Below are 21,882 nucleotides of genomic sequence, written 5' to 3'. Positions count from 1 at the left end.
GCGCGGCCGAGGCGTCCCATGTCGACTTGTTGCCCCGGGAAGGGGAAGGCGCCGCTGGCGATCATCTGCGCGAGGTCGGAGGCGCTCTGGAGGTAGGTGAGCTCCAGCCGGCTCGGGGTGCGCACGGTGAGCAGATTGGTGTTGCGGGCGATCACGCCCAGAGACCCGGCCGTCGCGGCGGACCGGAATGGACTCGACGCGGACGGGCACCTCCTCGCGCCACTCCGGGTCGCCCCTCGCGGACGATCCGGCCCTCGTCGAGCGCCGCGTCGAGCATGGGCCGCGGCCCGCGCGGGACGAGGTGGCCGACCATGTCGTTCTGGTACGGAGGTGGGGCCGGTGTTGGGCCGCATCTGGGCGACGGAGACGTAGCGGGTGGCCGTCGCTGGTGGGGATCCACAGGACGAGGTCGGCGAAGGAGAGGTCGAGAGAGCAGCTGCCACTCCGAGACCAGCAGGTGGAGCCACTCGAGGTCGGAGTCGTCGAGCGTCGGTGTGCTGGCGTTACGAGATCGTTCATGGAGGGCACGCTGCTGAGCCTAGTTCCTTCCGGCGGGCGACGGGCGGCGGGCCGGCTCCGGCCCGGCCGGAGCGGGACACTCCGGGCGGGCCGGGCCGGGACGCACGGGCCGTTACGGGCGTGAGGACCGTGACGGCCGGTCCGGCGGATCGTGGTGCGGCCGACGCCCGCGCCGTGCCCCGCGGGGCGGCGGACCGTCGGCCCGGGCGACGGGGCCGGGCGCCCCGCCGACGGGACGGCGCGGCGCCGTACGTCCGTGAAGATCCACCGGAAGGGCATCACGCGGCGGCCCAGCGCCACGCTGCCGTGCAGCCGGAAGCCGTCGTAGTCGGCAGCGGCGACCTCGCGCAGCTTCTGGCGGTAGGCGCCGAGCCCGCCGAAGTAGAAGAGGACCCGCTTCTCCTTGCCGGGGATGTTTGGCCCCGAAGATCCAGGACGTCGATCTTCGCGAAGAGGGTCTGCTCGGCGATCTCGCGGCAGTCTCCGTCCAGCCGTCCTCCGCCTCCCGGGTGGCCTCGATCGAGGAGTGTCCCGCCGTTCTCACACCGCCCTGACGAGCTCCGCGATCCACTCGACGTGGGGCCTCGATGCCGGGCGGCAGGTTGGTGAAGGCGCTGTTGGGGCCGAGGTACCATGAAGAGGTTGGGGGAATCCGGAGTGGGCGACGCCAGATAGGTGCTCGGGCCGTCCGCCCAGTGCTGCCGGATGCTCTCGCCGCCGCGGCCGCGGATGTCGATCTGGTGGTAGCTGCCCTCGACGGCCTCGAAGCCGGTCGCGAAGACCAGGACGTCGAGCTCGTGCTCCACGCCGTCCGCGGTGACCACGCCCCTGGGCGTGATCTCCACGATCGGGTTCTCCTTGATGCCGACCAGGGAGACGTTGGGGCGGTTGTAGGTCTCGTAGTAACCCGCGTTGCAGATCGGGCGCTTGGCGTAGAACTCGGTGGGCGTGAGCTTCCCGGGCGGTCTCCGGGTCCTCGACGATCTCGTGGATCTTGGACCGGATGAACTCGGCGGCGGCCTTGTTGGCGGCGGGTCCACGGCGATGTCGCAGAAGGTCCCGAACATGAAGCGGAAGCCGTTCCCCTCCTCCCACGCCTCCTGGGAAGACGCGACCGGCGCTCCTCGGGGAGACGCTCATGGTGGGGATCGTGCTCTCCTCGAACCCGCAGGCGACCCGCGAGTTGCGCACCTGGTCCCAGATGCGGTCGTAGTCGGCCTTGGTCGCGGCCACCTGCTCGGGGGTGACGGGGGCGTTCCGGACGGGACGACGTACTGCGGCGACGCGCTGGAAGACGGTCAGGTGCGCGGCGGTCCTCGCGTGCCTCGCAGATGAACTGGGTGCCGGTCGACCCGGTGCCGATGATGCCGACCCGCTTGCCGTGCAGCGGTGACGTCCTCGGGCCAGGCGCCGGTGTGGATCAGGCGGCCCTCGAAGGTGTCCCGGCCTTTGATGTCGGGGAGGTTGGTCTTCGACAGCGGCCCCAGCGCGGTGACGACGTAGCGCGCGGTGTGGCGCGCGCCGCCGCTGGTGGTCACCGTCCACAGGGCGCGGTCCTCGTCGAACACGGCGGACTCGACGGCGGTGTTCAGCTGGATGTCCCGGGCCAGGTCATGGCGTTCCACCACCCTCTCCAGATACGCCAGGACGTCGGCCTGCGGCGTGTAGCGGCTCGTCCAGTTCCACTCCTGGAGCATCTCCTTGTCGAAGGAGTAGCGGTAGACGAAGCCCTCCACGTCCGACATGGCGCCCGGATAGCGGTTCCAGTGCCAGGTGCCGCCGACGCCGTTGCCCTTCTCGAAGGCCCTTACGGTCAGCCCCAGTTCGTTGCGGAGCTTGTGGACCATGTAGATGCCGGCGAACCCCGCACCGACCACGATGGCGTCGAAATCGGTCTTCATGGTGTCGTTCACGGTGCAACTCCATTGCGTAGGAAATCGAATGGGCGTCAGGAGGTCGGTGCGTCGCCCCGGGCCGGGGTGACGGCCGAGTTGCCGTGCATGGGGTCGCACAGCGGCTGCGTCTGCGCTTTTCCTCGCTGCGGGAATTAGCAGTCCCGTCTGGCCGACGATGCTATTCCCAGATCCGACGGAACGTGAAGGACGCCCATTCGAACCGCTTTGCAAGGTACCACAACAAGGCATGTCCATGACAAAAGAAACAACTTTGCAATATCCCTCTCACTGAAGTCATGGAAACAGCCAATGTCGCCTCTGAATACCCGGACACAACCCGGCCCGGATGGAATTCACGCGAAAAAGACAGGGCCCCTCGACAGACCCCGGGAAAGGAAACGACGTCGACGCGGCAGGATGCCGCCGACCGGGCGGCCAAAGGCCCGCAGCCGGTCAGAGGCCCGGGCCGCCGGCCCTGGGAGGACGAACCCGAAGAAGACGAAGGCGGGGACCGGCCCCGGCCGCACACATATCCAGATCGCCGCTCGACGAAATCATGGATCCCCCGATCCCCGTATTGCGAGCCCCGTTCCGACTCGGCGCCGTGGAAGGCGCGGACAAGCCGTCGGGCTCAGTGTTCAACCATGCTGACAACCGCTCCGGACAGTGTCAAGGGAAGCGTTCCGGTGTTCCTGCACGCCCGAATGGCGACCTGCTTTCACCCGGTGCACGACCGGAAAACTTCCGATCACTCCTCCTCCCCGGGATCCTTGAACACCATGTTCGCCAGGCTTTCCCAGTCGTCGCACCGCTTGAGCACGACCGCGCGGACCAGCGGTACGCAGTGCGCGGGAATCGCCTCGGCGATCCTCTCCCACTGGGGCTGGGCCATTTCCGTGGCCAGCAGCATCCGCAGCAGCCACCGGCCGGACTCCGTCGCCCGCAGGGACGGGTCCCGGGCCAGCTTGCGGACCGCCGTCACCGGATCGAACGCGGCCGCGCGCGCCTCGTCGCGCGGCTCGAGCGCCTCCACGCGCGACCGGGGCGCCTCCGGCTGCGCCCGGACCTCCTCCGCCGGCGCCGTGCCGGGAGTCCACTGGGGCGGCGGCGCGGCGGCGAACGCCGGCGTGACGACGACCGGGCCCGTCCGCTCCCCCAACAGCCGCTCGGGGACCGGGTCCTCGCCGCGGCCGACGCGCTCGCGCACGTCCCGGACGGTGCCCCACCGACAGCCCCGTGCGCCGGGACAGCTCCCGCAGCGAGATCCGGGAGTCGGCCGCGAGCAGCGCCGCCGCGCTGCGCCGCCCCTCGATGGTGCTGATGGGCCGCACCCGCCCGTCCCGCCCCAGCCGGCTGCCGACGATCTCCGGCAGGTCCTTGGCCGAACGCCGGCGCAGCTTGCCCACGGTCTTCGAACTCAGGCCCGTGCGCTGCGCGATGACCCGGTCCGACCAGTGCGGGTGGCTCCCGATGATGCGCTGGGCGGCCGCCCTGCGCTCGTCCAGCGTGAGCGGCAGCCCGTGCCGCACGTTCAACTGGACGGAGAGGACGAAGGCGTCCGCCTCGCTGCCGTCGAAGAACCGGACGGGGACCTCGGTGCGCCCCCTCATCACGGCGGCGCGCAACCGGTGCATGCCGTCGATCACCCGCATGGTGGGCCGGTGCACCAGGAGCGGATCGGGACTGGCGTCCGTCTCGGCGAGGAGACGGACGTGCGCGGGATTCTCGCGCTGCTCCCGGGGGGAGAGCGAAGGCAGGAGATCCCCGATGGGGACGGTCTTCCGCGGCAGGTCGTGAAGGAGCTCGGGCGCCTCCAGCAGGGCATCCGCATGGATCTGGTCAGCGTCGACTGCGGTGTGGAGTGTCAACGGCCGCAACTTCCTACGTGGGTCCTCGATGATGGCCCGGGCCTCCAGAGGGTAAATCGATTCCCTGTTCCCCGTAGGCGACTTGCGGCAGATGGATGTCGGACAACACAAGTGGGCGATCCTCATCCGTTTCGCCGGGGGCCGGAGTGCGGAGACAGGAAACGGAGTACCAACTTCGGGCGATGAGCCGCCGAAACCTCGGCAACGTCACAGGCCGGACCGGCCGGCCCGCACGGCACACGCTAGGCAAGGACAGGGGTGGTCACCATCCCCGGGACGGCTCTGGCTCGAACCCGACCCTCGACGCGGGAGCCGGACACCGCTCCGGCTCCTCCCACGGCCCCCAACTCTACGCGTGCGGACCGTGGATGGGGAGCGACGCATCCGGCGCACCCGGCGCACCGCGCCCGGGCGGCGGAGGGGGCCGGGGACCGGGCGGCGGGGCGGGCGCCCGGGTGGCCTGTTTCAACCTTGTTTTAAATAAGCCGAGTTCGATACTTTCCTTCCGTGCACGCATTCGATGTCCTCGGTGCACCCGTCCGGCGCCGGATCCTGGAGCTGCTCGCCGACCGTGAGCAGACGGCCGGCGAGGTGAGCGGGGTCATCCAGGAGGAGTTCGGCATCTCCCAGCCCGCGGTCTCCCACCATCTGCGCGTCCTCCGCGAGGCCGGGTTCACGACGGTGAGCGCGGAAGGCACCCGCCGCCTCTACGCGGTCGGCTCGCCTCCCCTGGAGGAGATCGACATCTGGCTGGAGCACTTCCGCCGGTTCTGGAACCAGCGCCTGGACGCGCTCGGCACCGAACTCGCGCGCGGCAGGCGCGGGATACGCAACCGAGGAGGCCCGAAACCGACGGAAGGGAGCCCGTCGCACACGGAGGACAGGGAAGAGACTTGAGCTACGTTCTCGGCCAGATCAACGCTGCCCATCGGGAGATCAACTCCTACCCGGTCAGCTCGGGCGAAGGACGCTCGCTGCTGATCCGCCGCACCTACGACGCCTCCATCGAGGACGTCTGGGACGCCTGCACCAGTCCGTCCCGCGTCAGCCGCTGGCTGGCGCCCGTCCGCGGGGAGTTCCGCGTCGGCGGCGCGTTCGAGGTCGAAGGCAACGCCAGCGGGCGGGTGCTGCACTGCGAGCGGCCCCCGGCTCCTCAAGGTCACCTGGGACTACGGCCTGGACTCGGCCACCGAGGTCGAGGTCCGTCTCTCCGGGGACTCCGGGGGCGGCACGGTCTTCGAGCTGCGCCACGCCTCCTCGGCCGAACTCGTGGCCGAACTGGTGCGCACCGAGGGCCTGGCCGGGGCGGTCCGGAACGGCGCCGGCTGGGACCTGGTCCTGCTCGGCCTGGACCTCTTCCTGCACGGCGACGACCTGGACCGCACGGCGTGGAAGGACACCCCGCAGGTCCGCGAGTTCACCATCCACAGCTTCCGCGCCTGGGGCGACGCCAGCCGTGCCGCCTGGGGCGTCAGCGCGGACGACATGGCCACGGTCGTCGAGTCCGCGGTCCGCCACGTCACGTGCGCCCCCGAAAGAGGTGACCGCAGACGGTCCTGAACACCCCCTAGACGCCCGGCACTCCGGTGCCACCCACACCGCGGTGCGGTCGCGCCCCCTTGCATCCGGTACGTCCGGATCGGCGCGCCCACCGCCTGCCGGAGGGCCGGGCCGGGCGCCGGCGATCGCCTTCCCCCGGGGCGTGCCGGCGCCCCTCCGGTGTGCGACCGCGGAGCGTTCAACTGCGGACTTTCCCCGGTCGCACACCCGCACGGCCCCTACGGACGGCACGAAGGCGTGACGGCATGGCCGGTCGGCACGGCCCCGCGATCGGTGCCGCCGGAACTCCCGCCCCGTCACGCTCCGCCGGGAGCGCCGGGGCGCCCGTTTGGCAACCCGATCCGCACTGTCACACGGAACGCGGACGTCATCAACAGGCCGTCCGGAACAGACGTGTTGGGCATTGCTGTACAGGTGTCACGGGGCCACCTCCTGCACTAGCGTGGAATTCATGAGTGAAACCGTGATTCGCGTAGGCGACGAAGTTGCGACCCTGATCAACATCTTCGACGTGGAGCCGTCGAAGCAGCAGGAGCTCATTGCTGTCCTCAACGAGGGCACCGAAAAGGTGATGCGGCACCGCCCGGGCTTCATCTCGGTGAATCTGCTCGCGAGCGCCGACGGTACGCGAGTCGTGAATTACGCCCAGTGGCGCAGCGTGGACGACGTCAAGGCGACCCTGGGCGACCCCGAGGCGGGTGCGTTCGCGAAGCGGGCCGCCGAGCTGGCGAAGGCCGCCCCGCTCGTCTACAAGGTCGTCGCCGTCCACCACGCCTGACCGCAGGCGCCCCTTCGCACAGCATCCGGCAGTCGTGCGGGGGGGCGGCATGCCCCGGGTACGCCCCGCTGATCCGGATCGGCGGGGCGCATCCATGCCGAGACACCTCCGGAGAGGCCATGACCACCGCCGACACCGCCGAATTCGTGATCGCCGGCGCGGGCATCGGGGGGCTGACCGCGGCCCTGGCCCTGCACGCGCGCGGCATCGGGGCCACCGTGCTGGAGGCCGCCGAGGAGATCCTCCCCCTCGGGGTGGGGATCAACATCCAGCCCGCCGCCATCGCCGAACTGACCGCCCTCGGGTTCGCCGACGCGCTGGCCGCGACCGGGATCCGCACCCGCGAGCACCGCTACGTCGACCACCGGGGCACCACGCTGTGGACCGAGCCCCGGGGCCTGGACGCCGGCTACGACCATCCCCAGTACTCGATCCACCGCGGCGAGCTCCAGATGATGCTGCTGGACGCGGCGCGCGAGCGGCTGGGTCCCGGCGCGGTCCGCACCGGGCTGCGCCTGCACGACTTCGAACGCACCGCGGACGGCGTCCGCGTCGAGGCCCGGGACCCGTCGGACTCCGCGGTCTTCCTGGAGGCCGCCGCGCTGGTCGGCGCCGACGGGGTGCGCTCCACCGTCCGCGACCGGCTGCACCCCGGGCGTTCGGGGCTGTCCATGGGCAGGGCGCGGATGTGGCGCGGGCTGACCGAGCTGGACGGCTTCCTCGACGGGCGCACCATGATCGTGGCCGCGGACGACCGCGCCGCCCGGCTGATCGCCTACCCCGTCTCCACCCGGGCCGCCGCCCGGGGCAGGGCCCTGCTCAACTGGGTCCTGCTGGTTCCCGATCCGGCGGCGGGGGCGGCCGGCGACCCGGGCCTCAACCGCCCGGGAGAACCGGACGAGGTGCTCCCGCACCTGGAGCACTGGTCGTTCGACTGGCTCGACCTGCGCGCGATGGTCCTGGGCAGTCCGCGGATCCTGCACTACCCCATGGTCGACCGCGATCCGCTGGACCGCTGGGGCGAGGGCCGGGTGACCCTGCTCGGCGACGCCGCCCACCTGATGTACCCGATCGGGGCCAACGGGGCCTCGCAGGCGGTTCTCGACGCGGCGGCCCTGGCCGCCCACTGCGCCGGGCACGCGGACCCGGGCGTCGCGCTGGAGCGTTACGAGGACGTCCGGCGGCCCGCGACCACGGCGATCGTCCTGGCCAACCGGGAGATGGACCATGCCGAGCGGACGATGGCCGAGCGGCCGGACGGTGACAAGACCGCCACACTCGCAAAGGTGACGACCGCCTACCGGACCACCGTGGAACGGGGCCCCTCGGCCGGCCGGTGACAACTCCCGCCGTGGACCTCGCATTACGTCGACGCACGAACGAATTCGCCCGTCCGGCGGGGACAGTTGTCCATCGACCTGTTTACCCGACAGTCCGGGACCCTGTCCATGAACGCCTCCCTGTACAAACACGCTGTTCGTGACGGGGAATTGGCGCGTGGGCATACTGCTGAGCGTGGGAACAGCAACGGTATTGGCGGCGGTGTCCGCGCACCGGGGTAATCCGTGAAAATACGCTCCGCACCACGGCGCACCGTACTGTCGCGGACGAACAAGAAGGGCATCGTCACCCCTCCCGGAACGGTCAACAGCAGCACGTCGGAGAACCCGGGCGGTGTCGGTCCCGGCGCGTTCGGCCCGGTCGGTGAAGGTCAGTTCGCGTGGATCTCCGGCCCGGGCGCGTCGATCGCCGTCGCCCTCCGGGTCGCCGCCCGGACCGCAAAGGCCAGACAGTCATGAGCAGCCAAGAGCATCCCGAAGCAGCCCTGCCGAGCGAGCGGGGCGACACGCGTGAGGGCGCCGTCACGCCGGCCCGGGCCGATCCGTTCGCCGACCCGGGACTGCCGCCGCACGAGCCCCGCGTCCAGGACATCGACGAGCGGGCGGCCAAGCGCTCCGAGCGCGTGGTGGCCTTCCTCTTCACGGTGTCGATGCTGGCCACGGTCGCCTTCATCGTCGCCTACGTCGCGATCCCGGTGGACCGGAGCGTCTACGTCTTCCCCATCGGCCGCATCAGTGCCACCAACTTCACGCTGGGGCTGACCCTCGGTGTGGCGCTGTTCTGCCTGGGCGCGGCCGCGATCCACTGGGCGCGGACGCTGATGTCCGACGTCGAGCTCATCGACGAGCGCCACCCCGTCGAGACCAGCCCGGAGATCAGGTCCAAGGTCCTGGCCGACTTCAAGGAGGGCGCCGCCGAAACCGGCCTCGGCCGCCGCACGTTGATCCGCAAGACCATGCTCGGCGCACTGACCCTGATCCCGCTGTCCGGGCTGGTGCTGCTGGGCGGCCTGAGCAAGGCGGCCCCAGGCACCAGGCTCCGCAGGACGGCCTGGGCCGGGGGCAAGACGCTGATCAACCAGAACACCCTGCAGCCACTGCGTCCCGAGGACATCGAGGTCGGCTCCCTCACCTTCGCCATGCCCAAGGGCATGAAGGAGGAGGACCACGACTTCCAGAACCAGATCGCCAAGGCCGCCGTGATGCTCGTCCGGCTCCGTCCGGAGGACATCAAGGACAAGAAGGAACTGGACTGGTCCGCCGACGGCATCGTCGCGTACTCCCGGATCTGCACGCATGTCGGCTGCCCCATCACCCTCTACGAGCAGCAGACCCACCACGTGCTGTGCCCGTGCCACCAGTCGACCTTCGACCTCTCGGACGGCGCGCGCGTGGTCTTCGGCCCCGCCGGTCACGCACTGCCCCAGTTGCGGATCGGTATCAACAAGGACGGTCACCTCGAAGCGCTCGGCGACTTCGCGGCACCCGTCGGTCCTTCCTTCTGGGAGCGCGGATGAGTACAACCACCCATACACAGCCGGGCGATCGGCGAGCGCCCGCCGGCGAGCGGGTCGCCGACTGGGCCGACGGCCGGCTGGGGATATACAGCCTGGCCAAGGCCAACATGCGGAAGATCTTCCCGGACCACTGGTCCTTCATGCTCGGCGAAGTCTGCATGTACAGCTTCGTCATCATCATTCTCACGGGCATCTATCTGACGCTGTTCTTCCACCCGAGCATGAACGAGGTCGTCTACCACGGCTCCTTCGTCCCCCTCCAGGGCGTGCGGATGTCGGAGGCGTTCAAGTCGACCGTGGACATCAGCTTCGACGTGCGCGGCGGTCTGCTGATCCGGCAGATCCACCACTGGGCGGCGCTGGTCTTCCTCGCGGCCATGTTCGTCCACATGATGCGGGTCTTCTTCACCGGCGCGTTCCGCAAGCCGCGTGAGGTCAACTGGATGTTCGGCTTCCTGCTGTTCGTCTGCGGCATGCTGACCGGCTTCACCGGTTACTCGCTCCCCGACGACCTGCTCTCCGGCACCGGTGTCCGCATCGCCGACAGCATGATCCTGGCCGTCCCGCTGGCCGGCAGCTACCTGTCGTTCTACGTGTTCGGCGGGGAGTTCCCCGGCACGGACTTCGTCAGCAGGTTCTTCCCGGTCCACATCCTGCTGCTGCCGGGCATCATGCTCGCGCTGATGGTGGGCCACCTGATCCTGGTCTTCCACCACAAGCACACGCAGTTCGCGGGTCCGGGCCGGACCAACAAGAACGTGGTCGGGGCACCCTTCATGCCGGTCTACGTCGCCAAGGCGGGAGGCTTCTTCTTCCTGGTCTTCGGCGTCATCGCGGCGATCTCCGCGATAGCCACGATCAACCCGGTCTGGGACGCGGGCCCCTACCGCCCCGACCATGTCTCCAACGGCTCCCAGCCCGACTGGTACATGGGCTACACCGAGGGCGCCGTCCGGGCCATGCCCGGCTGGGAGTGGAGCGTCCTGGGGCACACGATCAACTTCGGCGTCCTGGTCCCGGTGGTGCTGCTGGTCGCGGTGCCCGCGGTGCTCGCCATGTACCCGTTCGTCGAGGCGTGGATCACCGGCGACCAACGCGAGCACCACATCCTGGACCGGCCGCGCAACGCCCCGACCCGTACGGCCTTCGGCGTGGCCTGGCTCAGCTGGTACGGCGTGCTGCTGCTCGCCGGCGGCAACGACCTGCTGGCCCTGTTGTTCAACCTCTCGGCCAGCGGCGTCACCTGGTTCGCCCGCATCGGGTTCTTCGTGATCCCACCGCTGGCGTTCGTCATCACCCGGCGCATCTGCCTCGGCCTGCAGCGCCGGGACCGCGAGAAGGTGCTGCACGGCCGCGAGTCCGGCATCATCAAGCGGCTGCCGCACGGTGAGTTCGTCGAGGTCCACGAGCCGCTCTCGCAGGAGCAGTTGCACGTCCTCACCGCGCACGAGCAGTTCCGGCCCGTCGCGCTGGAGGCCGCGGTCGACCACAACGGCGTCGAGCGCAAGCTGACCCGCAAGGAGAAGCTGCGGGCCCGGCTCTCGCAGGGCTACTTCGGCGAGGCGGCCCAGATCGCCAAGCCGACCGCCGAGGAGTACCGGGAGATCACCAGCGGCCACGGCCAGCACTGAGTTCCGCCGGCCCGGCGCTCCCCCTCCCGGGGACGCCGGGCCTTTCCATCCCCCTTGCCGCGCCCGGGACTTGGGCCGGGGCCGTGCACCCGCCCGCATTGGACCGGGCCACGACGAGCCGCGATCATATTCCCGTCGACGATCCACCGGTGCCGGCCTCCGCCGCCCGGACCGCGCCGCCCGGCGCCCGGCCCCGCACCGGCCGCACCTCACCGCCCGCAACCACCCGACCGGGGCCGCGGGACGCCTTCCCCGCCGCGGCTCCGGCCCCCGCAGGCACCGCCGGACCCCGGCCAGGCCATGCGCTCTCACCTGCACAACGCGACCAGAAGGGCGAGAAGATGAGCCTGCGCTCGGGCACCGGCGGCCGTGACGCCGGGGACGGCCACGCCGTCGTGATCGGGTCGGGCCTCGCGGGCCTCACCGCGGCCCAGGCCCTGGTCGACCACATGGACCGGGTGACCGTCGTCGAACGCGACCGGCTCCCCCGGGGACCGCTCCGGCGCCGCGGCGTACCGCAGGCCCGGCACGCCCACCACCTGATGCCGCCGGGACGCCGGGGCCTCGAACAGCTCTTCCCCGGCATCACCCGGGAGTTGCACGCCGCGGGCATGGTCGACGTCCGCGTCCCCCAGGACACCCTCCTGCTCGGACCCGGCGGCTGGATACCCCGCTTCGAGAGCGACCTGGCCATGACCACCGGCTCCCGCGACGTCCTGGACGCCGTGGTGCGGGACCGGCTGCGCGCCGACCCCAAGGTGACGTTCCTCCAGGAGCACGAGGCCGTCGGCCTGCGGGCGGGACGCCACGACACCGTGACGGGCCTGTGGGTCCGCGGCCGCGACCGCGGCGCTCCCGACGGCTGGGGCGAACGGCGCCTGCTCGAAGCCGAGTTCGTCGTCGACGCCTCGGGCGACGCCTCGCGCGCCCCGCGGTGGCTGGAGGAACTGGGCTACGGCACGCCGCCCGAGTCGGTGTCCGGCACCGGGACGGGCTGCGCCTCGGCCCTGTTCGCCCCGCCCGTCGGCCACGTCGCCGACTGGACGTACCTGCGGCTGTCGGCCTCGCCCGGCTCCCCGCGCGAGGGCGTCCTCTCCCCCGTCGCCGGCGGCAAGTGGATGGTGTCGATCGCGGGCAGCCCCGGCCCGCAGGGCCTCCCCGCGGACCACGCCGGCTTCCTGCGGGCCGCCGGCGAACTGCGGCATCCCCTGCTGCGGGAGGTCCTGGAGGGCGCCGCCCCCCTCGGCCCCGTCTACCGCTCCCGTCTCGCGGGGAACCGCTGGCGCCACTACGAGCGGATGCGCCGCTGGCCGGACCAGTTCCTCGTCATCGGGGACGCCCTGGCCACCTTCACCCCCTCCTACGGGCAGGGCATGTCCGTGGCCGTCCACTGCGCGCTGCTGCTCGACTCGCTGCTGCGCAGCCACGGGAGCCCGGTCGGGGTCACCTACCGGCTTCGGCAGGGCCTGGCCCGGCAGGTCGCGGTGGCCTGGCGCACCGCGACCACCGCCGATCTCGCCTTCCCCCTGGGCCGAGGCCGAGGGCGCGGAGCCGCCCGCCCTGGGCACCCGGATCCGCCGCCGCTACGCCGACCGGCTCGCCGCGGCCGCCCCGGGCAGCCGGCGGGCGGCCGGCGCACTGCTCGACGGCCAGTTGCTCGTCACGCCGACGCCCTCGATGCGGCTCGGCGTGCTCGCCGCGGCACTGCGCGGACCGCGCCGGGACGCGCCGGCGGACCCGCCCAGCACCACCCACGGCAAGCCCCGGCGCAAGGGCGCGCCGGTGAAGCGCGTGACCGGGCCCCCCGGCCGGCGGTGTGCGCGGTTCCCGCCCGGTCGGTTCGCCGGTCCGGTGATCCCGATTCCCCAACTCGCCCCCGGATCACAGTAATCCGCCGGACGGGTGTTCCACCACGGCGATTGAATGTGCCGCACGATTGCTCTCACTATTCTCCCGGGCCACCTCGACAACCCGAGAGGGAATCAGTTGATAACCAATCCGCGGCTCTCCGTTCTGTACGTCAGTGACCGGAACAGAACCCTCGACTTCCTCACCGGGATCCTCGACTTCGAGCTCATGGCGGACGTGCCCCTCAACGACGGCGGACGCTGGGTCGAAGTCCGCCCGAAGGGATCCCAGACCTGCGTGGTGCTCGCCGCCGTCGAGCCGGACGTCCTGGCGCGGCTGCGCTCCGCGGTCGGCCGGATGACGCACGGCTGGTTCGACTGCGACGACCTGGACGCCACCGTGTGCGACCTGCGGGCGCGCGGCGTCACGATCGTCGTGGAACCGCAGGTGGCGCCATGGCGGGAGAACGCCCGGTGGGCACAGATCGCCGGTGACGACGGGAACCTCTACGGGCTGACCGAACGCGGCCACTGAGGCGGGGCGGCCGGGCGGATCTATTCCGGAAGGGGGCGCGCGGGAGGGGCGCGCTCCCGAACGGCACGGAGAGGCCGGGGATTTCCCTGGCCCCTCCGTCATTCTTCCGGTCGTGTCGGCCGGCCCCGCCGGCACCCGGACGCACCCCGACGGAATTTACTCGTGCTCCGTACACGCGACAAGGGGCCGCGAATTACCGTGAGTTGATATCCCGCCCGGCGCCGTCGTTCACTCCGGGTCCCCGGTGCCGCCGTCGTCCCATCCGCTGACGGGGTAGTCGACGTATCCCTCGGCCTCGCCCGCGTAGTACGTGGCCTGGTTCGCGCCGGCCAGCTCGCGGCCCATCGCGAACCGGGTGACGAGGTCGGGGTTGGCGATGAAGTGCGTGGCGTAAGCGACGGCGTCGGCGAGGCCGGCCTCGACGAGGGCGTTGCCCGTCTCTCCGTCGAACCCGTTGTTCGCGATCAACGGCCCGTCGAAGAGCCGCCGGTAGCGGGCGATGGCCTCGAAGTCCGGGGCGTCGCCCGGCACGGGGACGTCCCGGCCGCGCAGGTGCAGATAGGCCACGGGGTGGTGGTTGAGCTCGGCCACCAGCTCGTCGTAGTCCGCGAGGGTCCGCTCGTCCGGGGCGAAGCGGTTCCCGGACGTCCAGTAGGGGGACAGCCGGACGCCGACGCGCCGTCCGTCCCAGGGCTCGGCCACGGCTTCGACGATCTCCAGCAGCAGGCGCCGGCGGCGGGCGGCGTCCCCGCCGTAGGCGTCGGTGCGGTGGTTGAGCGCGGGGTTGAGGAACTGGGGGATCAGGTACGGGCCGATGCCGTGGATCTCGACGCCGTCGAACCCGGCCTCACGGGCGTTCCGCGCGGCGGCCCGGTAGTCGGCGACCGTGGCCGCGATGTCCTCGGTGGTCATCTCGCGGGGGGTGACGGTGGCCGTGAACCCCCGTGCGGTGAAGGTCATTTCGTTGGGGTTGACGGCCGACGGGCCGACGGGCAGGTCGCCGCCGAGGTGATCGGGGTGCGACGCGGCGCCCACGTGCCAGAGCTGCTGGACGATCCGGCCGCCGAGGGCGTGCACGACGTCGGTGACCCGCCGCCAACCGGCCACCTGCCGCTCGCTGTAGACGCCCGGGACGTTGATGAAGCCGATCGCCCGGTCGCTGACCCAGGTGCCCTCGGTGATGATCAGCCCCGCGCTGGCCCGCTGGGCGTAGTAGGCCGCGTGCAGATCCGTCGGCACGAGACCGTCGTTGACGGCGCGGGCCCGGGTGGTCGGGGCCATCACCACCCGGTTGGGCAGCTCGAGGTCGCCGAGTTCCACCGGTCGCAGCAGCGGTTGCGCCAGGGCGGTCGGCCGGGTCGTACTCATCGTGTGTTCCCCTCATGGTTCAGGGCCGGCGAGGGCCGGCATAAGGTCGCACGAGAGGTCGTCCCCCGCCTCGACTCCATGCATTGACCATGAAATCAAACGAACTTGACGCCGAAAGGTGACCCCCCGCCCTGGGCGCACGGGCCTTCGAGCGGGATGACGCACGGGCGATGACGCACGGGCATGGACAGAGGAGAATGGTCTAGTCCACAATGAACACGTAAAGCTCCGCCCTCCCCGCACAGGTGGGCGGCAAGGGGCCCGGCGCTCTCTGCCCTGACCGCGCCACGGCCCCCGGTCGGCCGAACCCGGACGTGGGGCCCGCACACCCCGCGGACCCGGACCGGCCGATATCAGCTCCGGGCTGCGGTGCCGGTCGGGTCGAGGGTCCCTGCCGAGCGCCGCGGCCCGTGGCGCTTCTCCCTCCACCCCCGCTCTACGGCCAGGCGCGCAGGGCCAGTTCGGCCACCGCCTCCAGCTCTTCGCGGGTGGCGCCGTCGCGCGCCTGCTGCGACATGCCCTGGACGGTCGCGGCGGTGAAGCGTGCGAGGGCACGCGCGTCGGTGTCCGCGGGCAGCTCGCCCGCGGCCCTGTCCCGCCTCGATCGCCCGCTCGACGGCCCGCACATTGGCCTCGCGGCGCTCGCGCAGCTCCGCCACCACGTCCGCCGAGGCGGCGGTCGCGTTGGTGGCCGCGGTGATGACCAGGCAGCCGTGCGGCCGGCCGGGGGTCGTGTACGCGACGGCCGCCTCGCGCAGGGCGCGTTCGACACCCCGGCGGGCGGTGGGCTCCTCGGCGAAGGCACGGCCGAGGAAAGCGCCGTAGGTGTGGCCGTACTCCTCGACGACCGCGGAGAACAGGGCCTTCTTGTCGCCGAACGCGGCGTAGAGGCTGGGTGCGCCGATGCCCATGACCCGGGTGAGGTCGGCGATGGAGGTGGCCTCGTAGCCGTGCTCCCAGAAGGCCATGACCGCTCGTTCGAGGGCGGTCGCCCGGTCGAAGGACCGGGGGCGCCCACGCTGCTTCGTTGCCATGCGCCAATTCTATAGCGCTCGCTAGAAAATCTCTGCTACGGTTTTTCTGTAACGATCCCTAGAGAAAGAGGGGGGCGGCTCCCATGGGCGCGCTCAAGGGCAGGACGGCACTGGTGACGGGCGGCGGCCGAGGCATCGGCAGAGCGGTCTCGGAGCGGCTCGCGCGGGACGGGGCGCGGGTCGCGGTGCACTACGGACGGGACGACCGGGCCGCGCGGGAGACGGTCGCGGCGATCGAGGCGGCGGGCGGATCCGCCTTCGCCCTCCGCGCCGAGCTGGGCGTGCCGGGCGACGCGGAGTCCCTGTGGGCCGCGTTCGACGAGCACGCGGAGGGGGTGGACATCCTGGTCAACAACGCCGGGACGTCCGGGGCGCGCAAGCCGGTCGGGGAGACCTCCCCGGAGGAGTTCGACGAGGTCTTCGCGCTGAACACCAAGGCCCCGTTCTTCATCACCAAGCTGGCCCTCGACCGCATGCGGCCCGACGGCCGCGTGGTCAACATCTCGACCGGCCTCTCCCGCAGCCCGGCCATGACCGAGCTGATCTCCTACGCCATGTCCAAGGGCGCGCTGGACGTCTTCACCATGACCCTCGCCAAGGAGGTGGGCCCGCGCGGCATCACGGTCAACGCGGTGGCCCCCCGGCGTGGTCGACACCGACACCAACGCGGACTGGCTGCGCGGCGAGGCCAACGCGGCGGCCCGGGAGTGGGTGACCGAGGCGTCGGCACTCAAGAAGCTGGCCGGTCCGGCGGAGATAGCCGACGTGGTGGGCTTCCTCGCCTCGCCCGACGGACGCTGGGTGACGGGGCAGTGGATCGACGCGACCGGGGGCACCCTGCTGTAGCGCGCCGGCGACCTCCGCCACGGGCCCGCCTCTGTTAGATTGGTCTATACCACCCCAATCCCAAGATCGGCAGGCCCAGCGTGGAAGTTGTCATCGTCCCGGACGCCAAGGCAGGCGGAGAACTCATCGCGGAGGCCGTCGCCGCCCTGCTGAGCCGCAAGCCCGACGCTCTGCTCGGCGTTGCCACCGGCTCGACGCCGCTGCCCGTCTACGACGCGCTGGCGGCCCGGGTGCGCTCCGGCGCGCTGGACCCCTCGCGCGCCCGCATCTGCCAGCTCGACGAGTACGTCGGCCTGCCGGCCGACCACCCCGAGTCCTACCGGTCCACGGTGCTGCGCCAGGTCGTGGAGCCGCTCGGGCTGACCGAGTCCTCCTTCATGGGCCCCGACGGGAACGCCGAGGACGTCCAGGGCGCCTGCGACGCCTACGACCGCGCGCTGGCGGAGGCGGGCGGCGTGGACCTCCAGCTGCTGGGCATCGGCACCGACGGCCACATCGGCTTCAACGAGCCCTGTTCCTCCCTCGCCTCCCGCACCCGCATCAAGACGCTGACGGAGCAGACGCGGCAGGACAACGCCCGCTTCTTCGACAGCATCGACGAGGTCCCCCACCACGTCATCACCCAGGGCATCGGCACGATCCTGGAGGCCCGCCACCTGGTCCTGCTGGCCACCGGCGCCGGCAAGGCCGAGGCCGTGGCCCGCTCGGTCGAGGGCCCGGTCTCCGCCCTGGTCCCCGCCTCGGCGCTGCAGCTGCACCCCCACGCGACGGTGGTCGTGGACGAGGCGGCGGCGTCCGAGCTCAAGCTGGCGGACTACTTCCGGGCGACGTACGCGGCGAAGCCGGCCTGGCAGGGGCTGTAGCCCCTGCCAGGGGTGTCGGGGGGCGGGGCGGGTGCCGGGTGCTTGTGCCCCGGCCCCGCCCTTTCAACGCCGGACGGGATGAATCAGCCCGTCCGGCGATTGAGGACAGCGCCCGCAGGGCGCTTCAGGGGGCCGGGGCGCGCAGCCCCGGGAGAAACGGTGAAAGGGCGGGGCCGGGGCACAAGCCCCTCAGGCCGAGCACCCGGCGATCATCTCCGCCGCCGCCACCCCGCACACCCGCGCCGCACCATGCGTCGCCACATGCAACGCCCCCACCGGCTCAGCCTGATTGAGCCCCATCTCCACCACGACCGTGTCCGGCCGCACCTCCACCAACGCCCCCAACACCCCCGCCATCCACCCGTGCCGGTGCACATCGCGCACCACGGCGACGACCCGCCGCTCCCCCGCCGCCCGGAGGACGGCGTCCACCGAAGCCGTCTCCCGGCCGTACGTCCCGCTCGACGTCCCGGGCAGCAGCCGTTCCAGCTCCGCGCCCACGCCCCACGGCGTCTCGTCGCCGACCGCGATGTTCGCCAGCGGGGTGAACGCCGCGACGTACACGGGCCCATCGAGCGGAGGCACGGCCGAAGGCGTCACGCGCAGCGCCCGCCGCGCGGCGGCGAGCCCCACCCCGGGCGCGGGGGCGACGGCAGCACCCGCGCCGACCGCCCAGGCGCCCAGCCCCCGCACCCGCTCCGCCGCCTCCGCGAGCCTCTCCTCGCTCAACTCCCCCTCCCGCACGGCCCGGACCAGCGCGTCGCGCAACCGCAGCACGGTCCCCTCGTCCGCCAGCCCACCCCCCACGCAGATCGCGTCGGCGCCGGCGGCCACGGCCATGACGCTCCCCCGCTCGATGCCGTAGCCGTCCGCGATGGCCCGCATCTCCATGCCGTCGGTGACGATCAGCCCGTCGAAGCCGAGCCCGCCCTTCTCGACGGGCGCCCGCAGCAGCCCGTGCAGCACGGCCGGGCTGAGCGTGGCCGGCAGCCGCGGGTCGAGCGCGGGCAGCAGGATGTGCGCGCTCATCACGGCCTTCGTGCCGGCCGCGACGGCCGCCCGGAAGGGCACCAGCTCCCGTTCCTCCAGCGTCCGCGGACCGACGTCGATCCGCGGCATGTCGTGGTGCGAGTCGACCGACGTGTCGCCGTGCCCGGGGAAGTGCTTGGCGCACGTCGCGACACCCGCCGCCTGCATGCCCTCGACGTAGGCGGCGGTGTGCCGGGCGACGAGCCCGGGGTCGGCCCCGAAGGACCGCACGCCGATGACCGGGTTGTCGGGATCGGAGTTGACGTCCGCGGACGGCGCCCAGTTGAGGTTGACCCCGCAGGCGGCGAGCCGGCGGCCCAGTTCCCCGGCGACCGCCCGGGTCAGCGCGGTGTCGTCCACCGCGCCGAGCGCCAGGTTGCCGGGGAACGAGGAGCCGGTGCGGACTTCCAGGCGGGTGACGTCCCCGCCCTCCTCGTCGATCGCCACCAGCACGTCCTCCCGCTCGGCGCGCAGCGCGGCGGTGAGGGCGGCCAGTTGCTCGGGCGAGGCGATGTTGCGGCCGAACAGCCCGACGGAGGCGAGCCCTTCGCCGAGCCGCCGCAGCAGCCAGTCGGGGGCGGTCGTGCCGGTGAAGCCCGGCTGGAGGACGGTCAGGGCGTCACGGGTCAGCGTGTCCATGGATGTAGTGCTAGCCCTTCACTGCGCCGGAGGTCAGGCCTCCAACGGCCCTGCGCTGGAGGATGACGAAGAGGATGAGGATCGGGACGGCGAAGAGCGAGGAGGGCGGCCATCGTGGCGCCCCAGTCGTCGCCGAACGTGGTGCGGAACCCGGTGAGCCACAGCGGCAGCGTCTGTGCCGAGGGGTCCTTGCTCAGGATGAGGACGTAGGGGAACTCGTTTCCAGGTGGTGATGAAGCCGAACAGCGAAGTCGCCATCAGCCCGGGCGCCAGCAGCGGGAAGATCACCTTGCGGAAGGCCTGCGGCCGGGTGCACCCGTCCACCATCGCCGACTCCTCCAGCTCCTTGGGCACGGCGGCCACGTAGCCGCGCAGCGTCAGGACGGTGAACGGCAGCACGCAGAGCGTATAGATGGCGATGAGCGGCGGCAGGCTGTTCAGCATGTCGGCGTCGCGCACCAGCATGTAGTACGCGATGACCATGACCTCCCAGGGCGCCATCTGGGCCATCATCATCACCAGGATGAAGCCGCGCCGCCCGCGGAACCGCATCCGCGCGATGGCGAAGGACGCCAGCAGGGCGATGACCAGCGACAGCAGGACGGCGACGACCGTGGTGATCAGCGAGTTGGCGACGAACGTCCAGAAGCCGTCGGCCTCGACGGCCCGCCGGAAGTGCTCGGTGGTGGGGCTGGTGGGGAACCAGACGGGGGTGTCGCCGACGATGTCCTTGTTGGCCTTGAAGGCCGTGGCGAACATCCAGTAGACCGGGAAGACGAAGCCCAGGAACAGGACGACCGCCGTCGCCCCCGGCCAGATCCGGCCGAACAGGGAGCGCCTCACAGTTCGTCCTCCTCCTGCTTGAGCACCAGGCGCAGGTAGTAGGCCGACATCGTCACCAGGATGAGGATGGTGAGGATGGAGATGGCCGAACCCATGCCGAAGTGCTGGTTGTTCATGCCCTCGACGAACGCGTAGACCGGCAGCGTCTCGGTGAGCCGGTCCGACGCCGCCTCGTTGTGACGAAGACCTGGTGAACGACTTCTGAGAGATCAGATGACTTGCGAGTGAACGTCGTCGCAGAAGATAAGGCTTGAGGAAGGGGACAGGTCACCGAGGTGAACCGCTTCAGAACGCCGCGCGGTCGAGCGTCGCGCCTCGTGAGCTCCTTGGGGATGGTGTCGTCGCGCGTAGAGGTTGATCGGCGACGAACGCACGGACCGCCAGACGAACAAAAACTCAGCACGGTGTATGACGAAGAGAGTGTGAGACGGCCGCTCGTCCAGTTGTAGTCGGCCATACGAGTGCCAGCCCAGTCGGTCAGCACATCGTTGACGACGCCGTAAGCGCTGGGCGAACAGCCAACTGGAAGACGGTGGTGCGCGGCGACGTGGGAGCATCGCCCAGGCCAGCCCGAAGCCCCTAGCGAGAGCACAGCCGCAGTTCCTTGCCCAAGCCCGGCGAGCAGCAGTCCCGATCAGACAGCCGATCAGCATGATCAGCACACGTTGGCGGCGGAGTGAACACGATCGACCGCAGGGGTCACGCGCCAGAACTCGAATTGCCCAGCGTGTCGGTGTAGTTTCTCAGCCCGGTCCACTCGTGGTCGCCGATGAGCTGCCGCCGTTTGAGGTTCTGAACGACAGCAGGCCGGTTTCCTGACCATGATCCAGCCGAGCAGCAGCAACGGTGAAGACGGCCGCGGGGAGGATCAGCAGATACGGGACGGCGCTCCCGGCCCTCCCTCACCGCCACGACGCGCGGGCGGCGACCCGCCCTGCCGGCCGGCGGCGCGGCCCCGCCCGCCACCTCTTCGGTCTGCGCTGACATCGTCGTCCGCCTTCTCCCCTGTTTCACTTGCACGGTGGTTGCGTCGGGCCGGGCCGGTGGACGCGGACGGACCACCGCCCTCGTCCCCGCCGCCCGGTCACTGCTTCTGGCTGAGGCGCTTGTTGATGTCGCCCTCGACCTGCTTGGCCGCGTCCTCCGGCGACTTGCCGTTGAGAACGGCGGTCATGTACGCTTGATCGGGTTGGAGCGTTCTCCACCGCGGCCCACTCGGGGATCAGCGGGGTGGTGCCGCCGCCCTTTGCGGCCGGAGCGGCGCCTCGGCGGCCGCGTGCCTTCAGGCTCGCCAGCAGCGCGTCCTTGTTGGGGATCGACCCGACCTCCTTGGCCCAGCGCTGCCCTCGTTCTTGTTCGGACAGCGCGATCTTCAGGAACTCCTCGGCGAGTTCCTTCTTTCTTGCTGCGCTCGGCGATCGCCAGGTTGGAGCCGCCGAGGAAGACGCCCTCGGGCTTGTCCGCGCTCTCGCCCGGGATCGTGAAGTAGCCCAGGTCCTTCTCGATCTGGGGGTTGGCCTTGATCGCGGTGGGCCGCCTCCCAGCCCATGCCGATGAACGCGCCGGTCTTGCCCTTGGCGAAGATGTCGCTGCTGCGGGTGCCTCGTCCTTGTCCTTGGGCGCCTTGCTGAACGCGCTGAGTACTGCTGTAGATCTCATCGCCTGGTGACCTTGGGTCGGCGAGGTTGGAGCGACTTGCTGCCGTCCGTCTTCACCGAGTCGGCGCGCGGTGCCGACGGTCAGACCGTGAAGAAGTACCAGTTCTGGCCC

General features: G+C 71.1%; 16 protein-coding genes and 7 pseudogenes. 13 read left to right on the top strand and 10 right to left on the bottom strand.

All coding sequences use genetic code 11. From position 1 onward, the window contains the following. The 5 genes and pseudogenes from ABD794_RS19035 to ABD794_RS15295 form a co-directional block, all read right to left on the bottom strand. Positions 1 to 320, bottom strand: a pseudogene (locus tag ABD794_RS19035) (hypothetical protein); the annotation flags it as partial. Beyond that, positions 223 to 519 (bottom strand): annotated as a pseudogene (locus ABD794_RS19030) (hypothetical protein); the annotation flags it as partial. The pseudogenes ABD794_RS19035 and ABD794_RS19030, both read right to left, overlap by 98 nt. Before the next feature lie 278 nt (positions 520 to 797). Next, entirely contained in the window at positions 798 to 1,586 is a 789-nt protein-coding gene (locus ABD794_RS15305) for an NAD(P)/FAD-dependent oxidoreductase (RefSeq protein WP_344963845.1), read from the bottom strand. A 231-nt stretch (positions 1,587 to 1,817) separates the two neighbouring features. Continuing rightward, positions 1,818 to 2,432 carry a flavin-containing monooxygenase gene (locus ABD794_RS15300; RefSeq protein ID WP_344963843.1) on the bottom strand — a complete coding sequence of 205 codons (615 nt, stop codon included), beginning with the start codon at positions 2,430 to 2,432 and terminating at the stop codon, positions 1,818 to 1,820. 730 nt (positions 2,433 to 3,162) lie between these two features. Beyond that, the gene (locus ABD794_RS15295; RefSeq protein WP_344963839.1) at positions 3,163 to 3,621 is read right to left on the bottom strand and encodes a hypothetical protein; all 459 of its coding nucleotides are present in this window, start codon (positions 3,619 to 3,621) and stop codon (positions 3,163 to 3,165) included. Positions 3,622 to 3,650: 29 nt separating this feature from the next. Between ABD794_RS15295 and ABD794_RS15290 the strand changes: the two genes are divergently transcribed. The 11 genes and pseudogenes from ABD794_RS15290 (at position 3,651) to ABD794_RS15245 (ending at position 13,490) form a co-directional block, all read left to right on the top strand. Continuing rightward, the gene (locus ABD794_RS15290; protein ID WP_344963837.1) at positions 3,651 to 4,211 is read left to right on the top strand and encodes a hypothetical protein; all 561 of its coding nucleotides are present in this window, start codon (positions 3,651 to 3,653) and stop codon (positions 4,209 to 4,211) included. A 578-nt stretch (positions 4,212 to 4,789) separates the two neighbouring features. Next, positions 4,790 to 5,179, top strand: a complete 390-nt coding sequence (locus ABD794_RS15285; RefSeq protein ID WP_344963835.1) for an ArsR/SmtB family transcription factor — start codon at positions 4,790 to 4,792, stop codon at positions 5,177 to 5,179. Continuing rightward, a pseudogene (locus tag ABD794_RS19025) lies at positions 5,176 to 5,343 on the top strand (hypothetical protein); the annotation flags it as partial. The gene ABD794_RS15285 and the pseudogene ABD794_RS19025, both read left to right, overlap by 4 nt. 208 nt (positions 5,344 to 5,551) lie before the next feature. Further along, the gene (locus ABD794_RS15280) at positions 5,552 to 5,842 is read left to right on the top strand and encodes a hypothetical protein (RefSeq protein ID WP_344963834.1); all 291 of its coding nucleotides are present in this window, start codon (positions 5,552 to 5,554) and stop codon (positions 5,840 to 5,842) included. Positions 5,843 to 6,293: 451 nt separating this feature from the next. After that, positions 6,294 to 6,620, top strand: a complete 327-nt coding sequence (locus tag ABD794_RS15275) for an antibiotic biosynthesis monooxygenase family protein (RefSeq protein WP_344963833.1) — start codon at positions 6,294 to 6,296, stop codon at positions 6,618 to 6,620. Positions 6,621 to 6,739: 119 nt separating this feature from the next. Next, positions 6,740 to 7,960 (top strand): FAD-dependent monooxygenase, encoded by a 1,221-nt coding sequence (locus tag ABD794_RS15270; protein ID WP_344963831.1) that lies wholly within the window; start codon positions 6,740 to 6,742, stop codon positions 7,958 to 7,960. Positions 7,961 to 8,185: 225 nt separating this feature from the next. Next, positions 8,186 to 8,419 (top strand): hypothetical protein, encoded by a 234-nt coding sequence (locus ABD794_RS15265; protein WP_344963828.1) that lies wholly within the window; start codon positions 8,186 to 8,188, stop codon positions 8,417 to 8,419. After that, positions 8,416 to 9,477: a cytochrome bc1 complex Rieske iron-sulfur subunit gene (gene qcrA, locus ABD794_RS15260; protein WP_344963826.1), complete on the top strand. Its 1,062-nt coding sequence runs from the start codon at positions 8,416 to 8,418 to the stop codon at positions 9,475 to 9,477. The genes ABD794_RS15265 and qcrA overlap by 4 nt, the downstream gene beginning before the upstream one ends. Further along, positions 9,474 to 11,108, top strand: coding sequence for a cytochrome bc1 complex cytochrome b subunit (gene qcrB / locus ABD794_RS15255; RefSeq protein ID WP_344963824.1), 1,635 nt, complete (start codon positions 9,474 to 9,476; stop codon positions 11,106 to 11,108). Before qcrA ends, qcrB begins: the two co-directional genes overlap by 4 nt. A 149-nt stretch (positions 11,109 to 11,257) precedes the next feature. Continuing rightward, positions 11,258 to 13,135: an FAD-dependent oxidoreductase gene (locus tag ABD794_RS15250; protein ID WP_344963822.1), complete on the top strand. Its 1,878-nt coding sequence runs from the start codon at positions 11,258 to 11,260 to the stop codon at positions 13,133 to 13,135. Then, on the top strand, positions 13,095 to 13,490 hold the full coding sequence (locus tag ABD794_RS15245) for a VOC family protein (protein WP_344963820.1): 396 nt from the start codon (positions 13,095 to 13,097) through the stop codon (positions 13,488 to 13,490). Before ABD794_RS15250 ends, ABD794_RS15245 begins: the two co-directional genes overlap by 41 nt. Before the next feature lie 228 nt (positions 13,491 to 13,718). Here the strand turns inward: ABD794_RS15245 and ABD794_RS15240 are convergent, their stop codons facing one another. Together ABD794_RS15240 and ABD794_RS15235 are read right to left on the bottom strand one after the other, a co-directional pair. Continuing rightward, entirely contained in the window at positions 13,719 to 14,858 is a 1,140-nt protein-coding gene (locus tag ABD794_RS15240) for an alkene reductase (protein WP_344963818.1), read from the bottom strand. A gap of 436 nt (positions 14,859 to 15,294) precedes the next feature. Continuing rightward, positions 15,295 to 15,892 (bottom strand): annotated as a pseudogene (locus ABD794_RS15235) (TetR/AcrR family transcriptional regulator). A gap of 83 nt (positions 15,893 to 15,975) precedes the next feature. Here ABD794_RS15235 and ABD794_RS15230 point away from each other — a divergent pair. Both ABD794_RS15230 and nagB read left to right on the top strand, forming a co-directional pair. Next, a pseudogene (locus ABD794_RS15230) lies at positions 15,976 to 16,738 on the top strand (SDR family oxidoreductase). Positions 16,739 to 16,818: 80 nt separating this feature from the next. Then, on the top strand, positions 16,819 to 17,601 hold the full coding sequence (gene nagB, locus ABD794_RS15225; RefSeq protein ID WP_344963816.1) for a glucosamine-6-phosphate deaminase: 783 nt from the start codon (positions 16,819 to 16,821) through the stop codon (positions 17,599 to 17,601). A gap of 189 nt (positions 17,602 to 17,790) precedes the next feature. Here nagB and ABD794_RS15220 read toward each other — a convergent pair whose 3' ends face one another. The 3 genes and pseudogenes from ABD794_RS15220 to ABD794_RS15210 all read right to left on the bottom strand — a co-directional run. Then, positions 17,791 to 19,269, bottom strand: a complete 1,479-nt coding sequence (locus tag ABD794_RS15220; RefSeq protein ID WP_344963815.1) for a glycoside hydrolase family 3 protein — start codon at positions 19,267 to 19,269, stop codon at positions 17,791 to 17,793. A 10-nt stretch (positions 19,270 to 19,279) separates the two neighbouring features. Beyond that, positions 19,280 to 20,112, bottom strand: a pseudogene (locus ABD794_RS15215) (carbohydrate ABC transporter permease). Between the two features lie 1,084 nt (positions 20,113 to 21,196). Continuing rightward, positions 21,197 to 21,882 (bottom strand): annotated as a pseudogene (locus ABD794_RS15210) (extracellular solute-binding protein); the annotation flags it as partial.

The sequence above is a fragment of the Streptomyces thioluteus genome (assembly GCF_039535865.1).
This window is presented reverse-complemented; position numbering and strand designations above follow the sequence as displayed.

Coding starts and splice junctions, on each gene's coding strand:
- ABD794_RS15305 (WP_344963845.1), bottom strand. CDS start 1,586: ATGTTCGGGACCTTCTGCGACATCGCCGTGGACCCGCCGCCAACAAGG.
- ABD794_RS15275 (WP_344963833.1), top strand. CDS start 6,294: ATGAGTGAAACCGTGATTCGCGTAGGCGACGAAGTTGCGACCCTGATC.
- ABD794_RS15270 (WP_344963831.1), top strand. CDS start 6,740: ATGACCACCGCCGACACCGCCGAATTCGTGATCGCCGGCGCGGGCATC.
- qcrA (WP_344963826.1), top strand. CDS start 8,416: ATGAGCAGCCAAGAGCATCCCGAAGCAGCCCTGCCGAGCGAGCGGGGC.
- qcrB (WP_344963824.1), top strand. CDS start 9,474: ATGAGTACAACCACCCATACACAGCCGGGCGATCGGCGAGCGCCCGCC.
- ABD794_RS15240 (WP_344963818.1), bottom strand. CDS start 14,858: ATGAGTACGACCCGGCCGACCGCCCTGGCGCAACCGCTGCTGCGACCG.
- ABD794_RS15220 (WP_344963815.1), bottom strand. CDS start 19,269: ATGGACACGCTGACCCGTGACGCCCTGACCGTCCTCCAGCCGGGCTTC.